The sequence below is a fragment of the Leifsonia sp. 1010 genome, from assembly GCF_031455295.1.
GTDB lineage: Bacteria > Actinomycetota > Actinomycetes > Actinomycetales > Microbacteriaceae > Leifsonia.
In genome coordinates this window covers 445528-459525 of record NZ_JAVDSL010000003.1, presented here as the reverse complement: position 1 = coordinate 459525, position 13998 = coordinate 445528, and the positions used below count along the sequence as shown (strand labels likewise).

Genomic DNA, 13998 nt, shown 5'->3' with positions numbered 1-13998 from the left:
GGGGGGCGCGTCCCGCCGCAGGCGGGGGGGGGCCCGGGGCGGGGCGGCGGCCCCCCCTTCCCGGGGGCCCCCACCCGCCGTTTGCGCCCGCCCGGCCCGGGGGTGGCCCCCCCCACGGATGCCTTCCCGGGAGGCGTCGCCCGTCACGGGCCGACGTACCGGCCGACTGGACGCAGCCGCAGCGGGTGCTGCGCGTACTCGTCGAGGGCGTGCACGATCCAGCCGACGGTGCGGGCGGTGGCGAACACGACCTCGCCGGCGTCGTCGCTCATGCCCGTCGTGAGGGTGAGGGCGCCGAGCGCGAGGTCGACGTTGGGATGCGCGCCGGTGCGCTCGCGGACGACGTCGCTGACGGCCCTCACCGCCGCCGTGACCTCAGCATGGCGTGAGTCGTCCGTCAGCATCCCGAGCAGGATGCGCGCCCGCGGATCGCCCGACGGGTAGAGCGGCTGGCCGAATCCCGGAACGGGTCCGTGCGTGGCGACCACGGCATCGGCGACCGCGCGGGCCGGGTCCTCTCCCGAGACGACGCGTGCCAGCAGTCGGTGCGCCGCCCGGCTGGCGTTCCCGTGCAGCGGCGAGTCGAGCGCGCCGAGTCCCGCGACGACGACGCCGTACGGGGTGGCGCGAGCTGAGGCCGCTGCGCGGGCGGCGAGGGTCGAAACGGCGGTGTCGTGGTCGAGCAGCAGCACGAGGGCGGCGTTGAACAGCCGGATGTCGTCGGCCGACGGCGCCGCGGGGGAGAGCCGTGCGAACAAGCGGGAGGCGAGGTCGAGGTCGGGGCTTCCGGCCGAGAGCGCAGCTGGTCGCGGGTCGCCGTCGTCGCGCCGTCTCGGCTCGAGCACCTCGACCATCCCGGCCACGAGTCGCTCGGCGGCGGATGCCACGACAACCGGGTCGAGCGAGGCGCGCAGCGGATCGGCAGCCGCGAGGGCGCTCACGGCGACGAGCTGGCGGTCGCGGTCCCCGGCTGAAGCGGGCAGGGCGCCGGCCACAGCCCGCGCAGCCGCGACGCCCGCTCCGGGCGCGAATCGCGCCGTCGCATCCCACTCGCCCGTGAGCGCCCAGCGTGCGACCGTCTCGAACGGCTCGGCAGCCAAATGGTCGACCGGCCGGCCGCGATAGCGCAGCTCGCCGTCTTCGATGAGGGCGAAGGTCGTCTCGATCACCATCAACGGGCGACCCTCGGAGTGGCCGCCGTCGGCGGATGGACGGCGGCGTCTGCTCGCCGCGAACCGCTCGACCTCCAGAGGGTCGAAGGTCGATCCCTCCGCCGTGCGCTCGCGTCCGAGCCGACCGCGCGCGACGTACGCGTACAGGGTCTCCAGCTTCACGCCGAGCCGCTCGGCGGTCTGGTCGGCGGTCAGGCGGGGGAGTGCATCCATATTGATCCGATCAACGTTGACGATGTGTTGCATGCACATTCACACTACCGATATGGACAGGATGGACGACACCCTCATCGACGTTCCCCGCGGCCTCACCAACGTGGTGGCGGCGCGGACGGAACTCGGCGATGTGCGCGGTCACGAAGGCTTCTACCACTACCGGCAGTACTCGGCCGTCGACCTCGCGCGCGAGCGGACGTTCGAGGAGGCGTGGCACCTGCTGCTCTTCGGGTCGCTGCCGATTTCGCTGGAACTGGACGCGTTCCGTGCCCGCATCGTGGCGGCCCGATCGATCCCGTCGGAGGTGCGTGACCTGCTGCCGGCGATCGCGCGGCTGACGACGGGCGGAGATGCACTGGCCGGTCTGCGCATGGCACTGACCGCGGTGGGTGCGGCGGACCGGGCGCGTCCGCTGTACGACGAGAGCCCGGAGGCCCGGGTGGAGGACGCGATCCGCACCGCCGCGATCACGCCCGTCCTTCTCGCCTCACTGCACGCGCTCGCGGAGGGACGCGAGCCGCTCGAGCCCCGGGACGATCTCGGGTATGTCGCCGGGTATCTCCAGCTGGTGACGGGTCGCGAGCCGACGCCGCAGGAGGAGCGTGCGCTGAGCGCGTACATGACGGCGGCGATCGATCACGGGTTCAACGCCTCCACATTCACCGCCCGGGTGATCGCGTCGACGGGGGCGGATCTCGCGTCGGCGGTCGGCGGGGCGCTGGGCGCGCTGTCCGGGCCGCTGCACGGCGGCGCACCGAGCCGCGCCTTGGACACGCTGGACGAGATCGGAACGCCGGATCGGACGGATGAGTGGGTGCGGCGCACGCTTTCGGAGGGCGGCCGCGTGATGGGCTTCGGACATGCGGTGTACCGCACCGAGGATCCGCGTTCGCGCATGCTGCGCGACTTCGCGGAGGGGTTCGGCGGACCGCGCGTCGAGTTCGCGGTGCAGGTCGAGCGCCGGGTGCAGGAGCTCCTCGCGGAGCTGAAGCCCGGCCGAGAGCTGCACACGAACGTGGAGTTCTATGCGGGCGTCGTGATGGAGCTGTGCGGCATCCCTCGATCGATGTTCACGCCGACGTTCGCCGCCGCACGGGTGGTGGGGTGGACGGCGCACATCCTGGAGCAGGCGGCCGACGGGAAGATCCTGCGGCCGTCGTCGCGCTATGTCGGGCCCGCTGCTCCCGAGCCGCTCCCGGCACGGGAGGCGGCCGTGCGCTGAGCGGCGTCCGCGTCGCGCCGCCGCGGCCCATTACGGGGTGGCGGTCACGCCTTCGGCGAGTACACCTTCAGCGCCGCCGGTCGCACGCGGAGGGTGATCTTCCGCGGGTCGCCGGGTGTCTCGGTCGACGCCTCGCCGTCGTGCGCGTAGCCGGGGTCGTCGCCCCGGGCTGCGATGGTGATCTCGTCGACGGTGCGCGCCTCGAGCGCGGGCGGCCCCTGCAGGAACGGCAGCCGGGCGACCAGGGCGTCCGTCCTTCCTCCGAAGGCGAGGGCGACCGCGCCGCGTGACCGCGGCTTGCCGTCGGCGAAGAGGATGCGCACGTCGAGCAGGTGATCGTCGAGGCGCCGCCGCTCGATCGGCGCCACCGCGACCGGGTAGTACCGGTCGACGCCGACGAACACCGACCAGACCGTCCGCACCCGGCCGTCGATCTCGATCTCCAGGGGATCGCCGCGGCGGACGACCCGGATGGCCGCGATCAGCGCAGCGATCGGCTTGCCGAGCCGCTTCTCGTGCTTCTCGCGCTCTTCGACGAACGACGGGTAGATGCCGACCGACGCCGTGTTCAGCACCGTGATCGTCTCACCCGTCCCGAATGTCAGGTCCGCGACATCGACCTCGCGGCCGGAGCCCGCGGCGAGTGCCTGCAACGTCGCGTCGACCGTGTCGAGCAGGGCGGCCTTCGCGAAGTGGTTGAACGTCCCTCCCGGGAACACCAGGAGCGGGATCTCTGCCGTACGAGCGCGTTGCGCGACCGCGGCGACCGTGCCGTCACCGCCATAGACGCCGAGCACGCGCGGCGGCGTCTCCGCCTCGAGACGGCGTCCGATCACCTCGCCGATGTCGTCGCTGTCCGCGAGCTCGTGGATGTCGGCCTGCGGCAGCCGTTCCCGCAGCAGCGGCCCCGGCTTCGGGCCGCCGAGCCCGCGACCGGATCCCGGGTTCACCACGATGAAGACGCCATCGCCGGTCTCGCTGGCGGGAAGGTCGATCATGCGAGCCGTCGGCGGGTCGCGACGCACGACGGGCTTCACCGCCGGAGCGGCGAGCTTCAGCGCGACGGCGGCCCCGGCGCCGATCGCGGCGCCTCCGGCGACGTCCGACAGCCAGTGCGCCCCGGTGTGCAGCCGCGAGTAGCCGACTCCCGCCGCGAGGGGCGCGAGGACCGCGCCGGCCGCAGGCCACTCCAGCGCCGCTCCGGTGGCGAACGCGGCGGCGCTCGCCGTGTGACCGGACGGGAACGACGGCGAGGTGGGGGAGCGCTCCAGCCGTCGGGCGAGCGGGATCGACGTGAGCGCGGGCCGGTCGCCGCCGATCAGCCGCTTGCCGACCAAATTGGCGACGAAGCTCGCGAGGCCGAGCGAGGCGAGTCCTCGAGCGGCAGCCCGCGGTCGACCCAGGGCGACCAGGACGGCCGCCGCAGCGAACCACAGCTTCCCGTGATTGGCCGCGAGGGTGAGGCCGCGCCAGAAGCCGTCCGACACGGCGCCCGTGGTGCGCGCGTTGATGCGCGACGCGACGCTCGCATCCCACCGCTTCAGGCGGGCGGGGAGCGAGAGGCGCCGGGGAGTGCGGCGCGAGGTGCGCGATCGGGTGCGACGACGGGATGCTGCCATACCGCCAACGTACGCCGAGCCGGTCCGGCGAGGCGCGCATCCCCGCCGTCTGTGGACAACCGCGGAGGACGGGGAGATGTGGACGACTGCGCACGACCCGCCCTGTGGACGGCCTCTGCGCGACGTCGCCGCGGGCGCTAGGATCGACGGCGTGAGCACGCACGTCATCTCCCAGCCCAACGAACAGCAGCGCGACGTCGTCGGCAGCGACGAGCACGGCACGCTCGTCCGCAGCCTCAGCACGACCCTGCCGACCGCCCTCGGCAACCTCCTCGCCACGATCGTCGTGCTGGCGTCGCTCGTCATCGGCATCTGGAGCCTCGTGGCCACCTGGACCGGCAACGCGGAGGACTTCCTGCCCTTCTTCCAGGTCTCGGTCGCGGCCACCGTCGTGTCGCTCAACGCGCTCTACGCCCGCCGCACGTTCAGCTACGTGATCACGCTCATCGGCGCGATCCTGTGGCTCTGGGTCTCCGTGACGCCGTTCACCCCGTTCTTCCAGGTGCTGCTCCAGGCGATCACCGTCGTCATCATGCTCGCGGGCGTCGTCTTCTCGACCGCCGCGGTGCGCCTCAGCAAGCAGCCTCGCTTCTGAGCACGGACCGGCAGCGCGGGACGGACCCGCACCCCAGCCCCGAACGGACGAGCCCCGACCGGACCGGCATCGACCGGACCGGCATCGACCGGACCGGCCTCCCCGACCCGACCGCGCCGGCGGACCCGTCGGCGCCACCGGCCGAGACGCTGTCGCGGCGCCGTCACTTCGTCGACCTCTCGCCGCTGCGTGAATCCCCGGCCTTCGCCCGGCTCTGGGCGGGCGGCGCCATCTCCGGCATCGGCTCGCAGATGACCATCGTCGCGGTCGGCCTGCACATCTACGACCTCACGCACTCGACGCTCGCGGTGTCGCTGGTGGCGCTGTTCGCCCTGCTCCCGATGATCGTCTTCGGGCTCTACGGCGGCGTCCTCGCCGACGCCTTCGACCGGCGCACCGTCGCGCTGGTGACCGCCATCGTCGCGTGGTCGTCGACCGCCGCGCTGGCGCTCCTGGCCTGGATGCACATCCCCGTCGTCTGGCCGCTCTACGTGATCACGACGATCAACGCCGTCGCCGGGGTGATGATCGGGGCGACCCGTCAGGCGATCACGCCGCGGCTGCTGCCGGTGAGTCTGCTCCCCGCCGCCAGCGCGCTGGGCGGCATCAGCATGGGCGTCATGGTGACGGTCGGTCCGGCGCTCGCGGGCCTCCTGGTCGCGACGGTCGGCATCCCCTGGACCTACACGGTGGATGCGGTGCTCTTCACGGCCGCGTTCCTCGGTATCTTCACCCTCCCGTCCATCGTGCCGGAGGGTGAGCGGAAGAGCGCCGGCCTCTCCTCGGTGCTGGAGGGTCTGCGGTTCCTCCGCACCGCGCCGAACCTCAGCATGACGTTCGTCCTCGACGTCATCGCCATGACGTTCGGTCAGCCGCGTGCGCTGTTCCCCGCGGTGGGTGCGCTGCTGATCGGCGGCGGCCCGATCACGGTGGGTATCCTGACCGCGGCAGGAGCGGTCGGGACGCTGCTCTCGAGCGTCTTCTCCGGGCGGCTGGGCGGCGTCCGCTGGCAGGGCCGCGCGGTCGAGCGGGCGATCATCGTCTACGGGGCCAGCATCCTCGGCTTCGGCATCGTGCTCGCGGTGGTCGCGTTCACCGGCACGGCCGGCGGCGGCGCGTCCCTGGTCCAGGCGAACCTGCCCGCTCTGATCGCGGCGACCGTGCTGCTCGCCGCCTCCGGGGCGGCCGACAACGTCAGTTCGATCTTCCGGATGACGATCCTGCAGGCCTCCGCGCCGGATGCGATGCGCGGCCGGCTGCAGGGCGTGTTCACCGTCGTCGTCACCGGCGGCCCGCGCCTCGGCGACCTCTACATCGGTGTGCTCGCCGTGACCGGAGCCCTCTGGTTCCCGCCGCTCCTCGGCGGCCTGCTGATCGTCGTACTGGTCGGAGTGATCGCCCGCATCCAGGGCTCGTTCCGCCGCTACGACGCGCTCGCGCCCACCCCCTGAATCCCTCGTCGAAGTGCACGTAGTGGTCGCTACTCGCGCGAAATAGCCGCCACGACGTGCACTTCGACGGTGGTCAGGACTCGCGCACGACCTGGTCGGGCCGCTTGTCGGGGCGGAGTCCGCGCCAGGACGGCTGGCGCAGCCGCCCAGGGCCGGTCCACTCGGCGAACTCGACCTCGCCGACGAGCTCCGGCCGCACCCAGTGCGCGCCCCGTGCGTCGGCGGACGGCACGCCCTCCAGCGGCGGCGTCTTGCGCTCGTGCGCTCCGAGCTTGGCGGCGAGATCGTCCAGCACCCGGTCGGTGAACCCGGTCCCGACCTTGCCGACGTAGCGCAGGGTGTCGCCGTCCGGGATGCCGAGCAGCAGTGCGCCGATGGTGTTCGCGCGGCGGCCGTTGCCCGGCGTCCACCCGCCGATGACGACCTCCTGCGTGAGATGGTGCTTGATCTTAATCCAGGAGCGCGAGCGGCGGCCGGTCGCGTAGGTGCTGTCGCGACGCTTGGCCATGACTCCTTCGAGCCCGAGTTCCCGGCTGGATGCGATGGCGTGGTCGAGGTCGCCGTCGAACGCCGGCGGCACCTGCACCGGGTCGCCTCGACCCGGCCGCAGCACCTCGGTGAGGAGCTCGCGACGCTCGTCGTAGGTGTCGCGTGTGTGCTTCTTCCCGTCGACCTCCAGGACGTCGAACACCATGTAGTGCGCGGGCGCCCGCTTGAGCGCGGCCTGAACGTCGCCGGGCCGGGTCAGTCCCATCCGCGTCTGCAGCAGCCCGAAGTCGGGCCGCCCTTTCGGATTGAGGGTGACGATCTCGCCGTCGAGGACGAGGTCGTGGTCGCCCGCGAGGTCGACGAGCCCGGCGAGGTCGGGATAGGTCACGGTCACGTCGTTGCCGTTGCGGGTGGTCAGCCGCAGCCGGCCGCCGCGCACCTCCGCAATGGCCCGGATGCCGTCCCACTTCATCTCGAACGCCCACTCGTCCTCGTCTGTCACGTCCGCCTGCGAGCCGAGCGTGGCGAGCATGGGGGAGACGGGGTCGCCGGTGATCGCGGGGCCGGGGTCGCGCGAGGAGGCAGCGGAGGAACGCTTCGGCTCCGACTCCGGCTCCGCGTGCCCGTCCTGCCCCTCCGTCTTCATGAGGTGGATGAGCCAGTTCTTCTCGTCGCCGCCCTGCGCCGTGCGGATGAGCGCGAACTTGCGCGGCTCCCCGCCGAGCCCGCCGTCCGGCTGGCCGTGCAGCGTGGCGATCACCTCGTCGTCGCGCCACTTCTCCAGCTCGTAGTCGCCCTGGTCCCAGATGTCGACGTGGCCGGCCCCGTACTCGCCGTGCGGGATGTCGCCCGCGAAGCTCCCGTACTCGAGCGGATGGTCCTCGGTGTGCACCGCGAGGTGGTTCTGCTTGGTGTCGGTCGGTGTGCCCTTCGGCAGCGCCCAGCTGACCAGCACGCCGTCGTTCTCGAGCCGGAAGTCCCAGTGCAGGCGCCGGGCGTGGTGCTCCTGGATGACGAACGAGCGTCCCTCCCGGGCAGCGGGCCGCTCGGCCGGCACCGGCTCGGGCGTCTTGGTCGCATCCCTCATCGAGCGGTAGGTGGACAGCCGGTCGGGCTCCGACGCGTGGCTCCCGTGGCCGGCGGAGAGCTCCGCCAGCGGGTCGCCGCGGCGCTTGAGGCGCTGCATGACCTCGCGATAGTCGAGGTGCTCCAGGCTCTTGGAGGCGAGTTCGCGCCAGGTGCGCGGGGCCGCCACGGTGGGATGGAACCGGCCGCGCAGCGAGTACGGCGCGATCGTCGTCTTCGCGCCGTTGTTCTGACTCCAGTCGACGAGCACCTTGCCCGCGCGCAGCGACTTCTTCATGTCGCTCACGACGAGGTCGGGATGGTCGGCTTCGAGAGCGCGTGCCAGCTCGTGCGCCACCGCACTGATCTGGTCGCTGGTCTGCGACCCGTCGAGGGCGGCGTAGAGGTGGATGCCCTTGGAGCCGGACGTGACCGGCATCGGGTCGAGCCCCATGTCGGTGAGGATGGCGCGGGCCAGCCGGGCGACCTCCGCGCAGTCGACGAGGGTGACGCCTTCGCCGGGATCGAGGTCGAGCACCAGGCGGTCGGGGTTCTTCCGCTCGCCGCCGCGCCCGACCCGCCACTGCGGCACGTGGATCTCGAGCGACGCGATCTGCGCCAGCCAGATGAGCGTCGCACGGTCGTTGACCAACGGGTACGTGTTGGTGCTGGTCTTGTGCGTGATGGACGCCTGGCGCACCCAGTCCGGGGTGGAGGACGGGTCGAGGTTCTTCTGGAAGAACACCTCCGCCGGGTCGTCGGGCGTCCCCACCCCGTGCACCCAGCGCTTGCGGGTCGCGATCCGGTCCCGGATGTGCGGGATCATCGCGTCGGCGACGGCGTTGTAGTAGCCGAAGATGTCGGCCTTCGTCGTCCCCGTCTCCGGGTACATGACCTTGTCGAGGTTGGTCAGCTTGAGGCGGTGGCCGTCGATTTCGACGACCTCGGTGTCCTGGGCGGCCATGCCCTCACCGTACGCCCGGGCCGTGCGGTCGCGGATGCGTTCCGGCGCATTCCCTGATCATGGCTTGAAAATGCGACACTTGCCGGACACGATGGGCACATGAGGGCCATTTGGACGGGCGCGATCACCTTCGGTCTGGTCAACGTTCCGGTGAAGGTATACAGCGCGACCGAGGATCACGACGTCCCGTTGCACCAGGTGCACGACGCGGACGGCGGCCGCATCCGCTATCAGCGGCGCTGCGAGATCGACGGCAAGGTGATCCCGTACGAGCACATCGTGAAGGCGTACGACGACGGGGAGCGCACCGTCATCCTGACCGCCGAGGATATGGCCTCGCTGCCCTCGGAGCGCAGCCGTGAGATCGATGTGGTGGAGTTCGTCCCGAACGACCAGCTCGACCCGCTGATGTTCGACCGCAGCTACTACCTGGAGCCGGACTCCAAGTCGCTGAAGGCGTACGCGCTGCTGCGGAAGACGTTGGAGGACGAGGAGCGCACCGCGATCGTGGAGTTCGCCCTCCGCCAGAAGACCCGGCTCGGCGCCCTGCGCGTTCGCGGCAACGTGCTCGTGCTGCAGACGCTGCTCTGGCACGACGAGATCCGGGCGGCCGACTTCCCGGCGCTCGATCAGACCCCGCGCATCTCGGACCGCGAGCTGCAGCTGTCGAGCGCGCTGATGGAGAGTTTCGCCGGCGACTTCCAGCCGGAGAAGTTCAGCGACGAGTACCAGGACGAGCTGCGCAAGCTCATCGACGCCAAGCTGGAGCAGGGGGAGAGCGTCGACACCGCCGCCACCTTCGGCGAGGAGGAGGAGAAGAAGGGCGGCGGCGAGGTCATCGACCTGATGGAGGCTCTGCAGCGCAGCGTCGAGCGCAGCCGCTCGTCGAAGTCCTCCGGCGACAAGTCCGGCGAGAAGAAGCCGGCGGCGCGGAAGAGTTCCGCCTCCGGGTCGAAGTCCGCCTCGTCGAAGTCGTCCACCGCATCCACGCGCAAGGCCCCGGCCAAGAAGTCTGCGAAGAAGCCCGCGTGACGCGGCTGAAGCGCAGCAACCCGTCCGGCCCCGGCTACCACCGGCGGATGACGGATTCGGGACCGGTGTACGAGGACGAGGCGGGCAACACGATCGTCGACGAGCGGGAGCTGGAGCGCATCCGGTCGCTCGTGCTCCCTCCCGCCTGGCAGGATGTGTGGATCTCGCCGGACGCCCGCGGGCACATCCAGGCGGTCGGCACGGACCAGGCCGGCCGCCGCCAGTACCGCTATCACGACTCGTGGAGGCTGCACCAGGACCGCGTCAAGTTCGAGCGGGCCGCGCAGCTGGCCGAGACCCTCCCGTCGGCGCGCCGCAAGGTGACCATGGACCTCCGTGAGGAGGGGTTCGGCCGCGACCGCATCCTCGCCGCCGCCTTCCGCATCATCGACCTCGGCAGCGTCCGGATCGGCAGCGAGGAGTACCTGCACGCCAATGGCAGCCGCGGGCTGACGACCCTGCTCTGCCGTCACGCGCGCATCGAGGACGACGACATCACGCTGACGTTCCCCGCGAAGTCGGCGCAGAAGTGGACGAGCACGATCACCGACGCCGACCTGGCGGAGCTGCTGCGGCAGATCCAGGCGCTCCGCGGCCAGCGCTCGCGGCTGCTGTCGTGGAAGGACACCACCTGGCACGCGATCCGCCCGGCGTCTCTGAACGAGTACATCCGGCGGCAGACGCGCGGCGAGTTCACCGCGAAGGACTTCCGGACGCTGCACGGCACGATCGTCGCGGCGGAGGCGCTCGCCGAGCTGGGTGTCGCCGGCTCCGACTCGCAGAGGAAGAAGCGGATCAGCGCCGCCGTGAACGAGGCGGCCGCCGCCCTCGGCAACACCCCGGCGATCGCGCGGAACAGCTACATCGACCCGCGCATCTTCGACCGCTATCGCAGCGGCGAGGTCATCGACACGTCCGGTGGCCGCGCTCCCGAGCCCGCCCTCCTCGAGCTCCTCTCGACCAGCTGACACGCCCCTCACACGCCAACAGCTCCTGAGTTTTTCCTCGCGACACGCCGTCGCGGGGGCGAAAAACTCAGGAGCTGGCGGCTGGGGACGGGGTCAGCGCTTGGAGGGCTCCTGCGCCTTCGTCGAGGCGGAGAGCGGGGACGCGATCTCCTCGAGCGACTTGCCCTCCGCGTTCACGCCGAGGAACAGTTCCACGAGCCCGGCCGCGATCATCAGCCCGGCCCCGATGTAGTACCCGATCACCACCGAGTGGATGCCGCCCTCGATCAGGTTCCCGAACAGGATCGGGCCGATGATGCCGCCGATGCCGGTTCCGACCGCGTAGAAGAACGCGATCGCCATGGCCCGGGTCTCCATCGGGAAGATCTCGCTGACGGTGAGGTACGCCGCGCTGGCACCGGCCGACGCGAAGAAGAACACGACCATCCAGCACGCGGTGAGCCAGAACGCGTCCAGCACCCCGGAGTCGAACAGGATGGCCGTCCCGACCAGCAGGACGCCGCTGCCGACGTACGAGAGGGTGATCATGAACTTCCGGCCGACCGTGTCGAACAGGTGCCCGAGCAGGAACGGCCCGAGGAAGTTGCCGATCGCGATCGGGACGAGCGCCCAGGGCGCCACGTCGTCCGGCACGTTGAGCAGCTTGGTGAGCACCAGCGAGTAGGTGAAGAACACGGCGTTGTAGAGGAACGCCTGGCCGATGAACAGCGAGAGTCCGAGCACGAACCGCTTCGGGTACTGGGTGATCGCGACCCGGACGATCTCGCCGAAACCGGTGGACCGGCGCTGGTGGATCTCGATCTCGCGATCGCGGGGCACGGCCTCGAGCTTCTGGTGGGTGTCCTTCTCGACGCTCTCCTCGATCTCGTCGACGAGCTTCTCGGCCTCCTCGTCGCGGCCGTGGATGAACATCCACCTCGGCGACTCCGGCACATTGCGGCGGACCAGCAGGATGACGAGGCCGAGCACCGCGCCGAGACCGAACGCGATCCGCCAGCCGATGTTCGGGGCGAAGATGTCGGTGTTCAGCAGGAACACGGTGAGGATGGCGCCGAACGCGGTGCCGAGCCAGTACGACCCGTTGATGGCGAGGTCGACCAGTCCGCGCCGGCGGGCGGGGATGAGCTCGTCGATCGCGGAGTTGATGGCCGCGTACTCGCCGCCGATGCCCGCGCCGGTGAAGAACCGGAACAGGAAGAACATCCACGGGGTGACGGCGAACGCGGTCAGCACCGTCGCCACCAGGTAGAGGCCCAGGGTGATGATGAACAGCTTCTTCCGGCCGAACCGGTCAGTGAGATAGCCGAACACCAGCGAGCCCGTACAGGCTCCGGCGACGTAGATGGCCGCCGCGAGTCCGACCTGGGCGGTGGTGAGGCCGAGGCCGCTGTCCGGTTCGGTCAGGCGGCTTCCGATGGCTCCGACGATGGTCACCTCGAGGCCGTCCAGGATCCACACGGTCCCGAGTCCGACGACGACGAGCCAGTGGAAGCGGGACCAGGGGAGGCGGTCCATGCGAGCGGGGATGGCTGTGCGGATCGTCTTCAGCGACGCCGCGTTCCTCTGCGATGTGTGAGCTGTCACTCGGGGGACTGTACGGGTGCTGTGTATCCGAAGGGAGAGCCTTGACAAACCGAGATTGATTTGCTCCAACGGCAGGTAGCGCACCGTCGGTGCCCCTGTCAACCCCTTGTTGGGGTACGGGGTCCATTGCTTATCGTGGCTAACGAACCACCGACCCGGAAGGCGACGTGGGACACCCGAACTGAGAGCACTTAAAACGAGGTCGCCCGTGCGTACACGGGCTGAATGGGATGACACGATGACGACGCTCGAAGTTACCAGCGACCCGGTACGGGACTACCTCAACGCCATCGGCCGCACGCGGCTGCTGACCGCCGACGAGGAAGTCGCCCTGGCCAAGAGGATCGAGGTGGGAGTGCTGGCCGGAGAACGGCTGGCGATCCGCCCGAACCTGACCCCCCGCGAAAAGCGCGAACTGCAGTACCTCGCCGATGACGGCAAGCGTGCGTTCGAGCGCTTCATCGAGGCGAACCTCCGCCTGGTGGTGAGCATCGCCAAGCGCTACGCCGGCCGCGGCCTCCCCGTGATGGACCTCATCCAGGAGGGCAACCTCGGTCTCGTCCGCGCCGTCGAGAAGTTCGACTACCGCACGGGCAACAAGTTCTCCACCTACGCCACCTGGTGGATCCGCCAGTCGATCCTCCGCGGGATCGCCGACACGGCCCGCCTCATCCGCATCCCCGTGCACACGGTGGAGAAGATCGACAAGCTGGACCGCATCCGCCGCGACCTGGGCGGGGAGCTGGGCCGCACGCCCACCCTGGAGGAGATGGCCGAGGCCTCGAACCTCGACCCCGCCGAAGTCCACAAGCTGCAGATGAGCGACTCGGAGACCGTCTCGCTGGCCGTGCCGGTCGGCGAGAACGAGGGCGCCGAGCTCGGCGACCTGATCGAGGACGGGGACTTCGCCGGCCCGCCGGAGGCCGTCGAGGTGGAGTTCCGTCACCGCGACCTGGAGGAGCGCCTCCGCGAGCTGCCGCCGCGCGACGCCAAGGTGGTGCGCATGCGCTTCGGTCTCGACGGGCAGAAGCCGATGACCCTCGACGAGGTCGGCGAGGTGTACGGCATCACCCGTGAGCGCGTCCGTCAGCTCGAGACCCGCAGCCTCAAGCGCCTCCGCTGCCCGGAGCTGCTCGAGTACCTGCGCTAGAGCGAGAGCACGAGAAGAAGGACCCTGCATCCGATCGGATGCGGGGTCCTTCCGCGTGCGGATGCGCTCAGCGCCCCGGAGGCGAGTCCGCGTCGACCTCGTCGGCGCCCAGCGCGCCGATCTCCTCGGTCAGCTGAAGGCCCTGCGAGCTGTTCGACGACGCCGTCAGCTGCTCCAGCCAGGTCTTGTTGATGCGCGGGTACCGGCCTCCGCTGTAGCGGAAGAGCAGCGGGATGGCCGGGTCGATCCAGATCGCGCTCCGACCGTCGCCGACGCCCTGCTCGTCGCGCCAGGAGAAGAAGAAGCCCTCCTTGCGGCGGAGCTTCAGGCCGATGACGATCTGCAGGTGCGCCAGAACCCTGTCCTCGAAACCGATCTCGGTGGTGCCACCGTAGACGAGCTTTCCCATAGCAAAAACGTACAGGATGGTCACCCCGGTTCTGGCGACGGCATACGGCTGCCACACCCGGA

11 protein-coding genes are annotated in these 13998 nt (G+C 70.6%); 6 read left to right on the top strand and 5 right to left on the bottom strand.

The window, feature by feature from the left end:
* Nucleotides 1-143: 143 nt before the first annotated feature.
* Entirely contained in the window at nucleotides 144-1385 is a 1242-nt protein-coding gene (locus J2Y42_RS15745) for a citrate synthase (RefSeq protein WP_309860350.1), read from the bottom strand.
* A gap of 31 nt (nucleotides 1386-1416) precedes the next feature.
* Here J2Y42_RS15745 and J2Y42_RS15740 point away from each other — a divergent pair, with 31 nt between their 5' ends.
* Nucleotides 1417-2610 (top strand): citrate synthase, encoded by a 1194-nt coding sequence (locus J2Y42_RS15740; protein ID WP_309860348.1) that lies wholly within the window; start codon nucleotides 1417-1419, stop codon nucleotides 2608-2610.
* A gap of 44 nt (nucleotides 2611-2654) precedes the next feature.
* On the opposite strand, the gene J2Y42_RS15735 is transcribed toward J2Y42_RS15740, so the two are convergent.
* A complete protein-coding gene (locus J2Y42_RS15735) occupies nucleotides 2655-4229 on the bottom strand; it encodes a phosphatase PAP2 family protein (RefSeq protein WP_309860346.1) in 1575 nt (524 codons plus the stop codon).
* 151 nt (nucleotides 4230-4380) lie between these two features.
* Here J2Y42_RS15735 and J2Y42_RS15730 point away from each other — a divergent pair, with 151 nt between their 5' ends.
* Together J2Y42_RS15730 and J2Y42_RS15725 are read left to right on the top strand one after the other, a co-directional pair.
* A complete protein-coding gene (locus J2Y42_RS15730; protein WP_309860344.1) occupies nucleotides 4381-4824 on the top strand; it encodes a hypothetical protein in 444 nt (147 codons plus the stop codon).
* Between the two features lie 149 nt (nucleotides 4825-4973).
* Nucleotides 4974-6275: an MFS transporter gene (locus J2Y42_RS15725; RefSeq protein ID WP_309860378.1), complete on the top strand. Its 1302-nt coding sequence runs from the start codon at nucleotides 4974-4976 to the stop codon at nucleotides 6273-6275.
* Between the two features lie 73 nt (nucleotides 6276-6348).
* Here J2Y42_RS15725 and J2Y42_RS15720 read toward each other — a convergent pair whose 3' ends face one another.
* The gene (locus tag J2Y42_RS15720; protein WP_309860342.1) at nucleotides 6349-8793 is read right to left on the bottom strand and encodes an ATP-dependent DNA ligase; all 2445 of its coding nucleotides are present in this window, start codon (nucleotides 8791-8793) and stop codon (nucleotides 6349-6351) included.
* Nucleotides 8794-8892: 99 nt separating this feature from the next.
* Between J2Y42_RS15720 and J2Y42_RS15715 the strand changes: the two genes are divergently transcribed.
* Together J2Y42_RS15715 and J2Y42_RS15710 are read left to right on the top strand one after the other, a co-directional pair.
* Nucleotides 8893-9825 (top strand): Ku protein, encoded by a 933-nt coding sequence (locus tag J2Y42_RS15715; protein ID WP_309860340.1) that lies wholly within the window; start codon nucleotides 8893-8895, stop codon nucleotides 9823-9825.
* A complete protein-coding gene (locus tag J2Y42_RS15710; RefSeq protein ID WP_309860338.1) occupies nucleotides 9822-10793 on the top strand; it encodes a DNA topoisomerase IB in 972 nt (323 codons plus the stop codon). The genes J2Y42_RS15715 and J2Y42_RS15710 overlap by 4 nt, the downstream gene beginning before the upstream one ends.
* A 93-nt stretch (nucleotides 10794-10886) precedes the next feature.
* Here J2Y42_RS15710 and J2Y42_RS15705 read toward each other — a convergent pair whose 3' ends face one another.
* Nucleotides 10887-12308, bottom strand: coding sequence for an MFS transporter (locus tag J2Y42_RS15705; protein ID WP_309860376.1), 1422 nt, complete (start codon nucleotides 12306-12308; stop codon nucleotides 10887-10889).
* 307 nt (nucleotides 12309-12615) lie between these two features.
* Here J2Y42_RS15705 and J2Y42_RS15700 point away from each other — a divergent pair, with 307 nt between their 5' ends.
* Nucleotides 12616-13527, top strand: a complete 912-nt coding sequence (locus J2Y42_RS15700) for a sigma-70 family RNA polymerase sigma factor (protein WP_309860336.1) — start codon at nucleotides 12616-12618, stop codon at nucleotides 13525-13527.
* Between the two features lie 67 nt (nucleotides 13528-13594).
* Here the strand turns inward: J2Y42_RS15700 and J2Y42_RS15695 are convergent, their stop codons facing one another.
* Nucleotides 13595-13936 carry an ATP-dependent DNA ligase gene (locus tag J2Y42_RS15695; protein WP_309860334.1) on the bottom strand — a complete coding sequence of 114 codons (342 nt, stop codon included), beginning with the start codon at nucleotides 13934-13936 and terminating at the stop codon, nucleotides 13595-13597.
* Nucleotides 13937-13998 lie beyond the last annotated feature (62 nt).

Coding starts and splice junctions, on each gene's coding strand:
- J2Y42_RS15700 (WP_309860336.1), top strand. CDS start 12,616: ATGACGACGCTCGAAGTTACCAGCGACCCGGTACGGGACTACCTCAAC.
- J2Y42_RS15705 (WP_309860376.1), bottom strand. CDS start 12,308: ATGGACCGCCTCCCCTGGTCCCGCTTCCACTGGCTCGTCGTCGTCGGA.
- J2Y42_RS15735 (WP_309860346.1), bottom strand. CDS start 4,229: ATGGCAGCATCCCGTCGTCGCACCCGATCGCGCACCTCGCGCCGCACT.
- J2Y42_RS15745 (WP_309860350.1), bottom strand. CDS start 1,385: ATGGATGCACTCCCCCGCCTGACCGCCGACCAGACCGCCGAGCGGCTC.
- J2Y42_RS15715 (WP_309860340.1), top strand. CDS start 8,893: ATGAGGGCCATTTGGACGGGCGCGATCACCTTCGGTCTGGTCAACGTT.
- J2Y42_RS15695 (WP_309860334.1), bottom strand. CDS start 13,936: ATGGGAAAGCTCGTCTACGGTGGCACCACCGAGATCGGTTTCGAGGAC.
- J2Y42_RS15740 (WP_309860348.1), top strand. CDS start 1,417: ATGCACATTCACACTACCGATATGGACAGGATGGACGACACCCTCATC.
- J2Y42_RS15720 (WP_309860342.1), bottom strand. CDS start 8,793: ATGGCCGCCCAGGACACCGAGGTCGTCGAAATCGACGGCCACCGCCTC.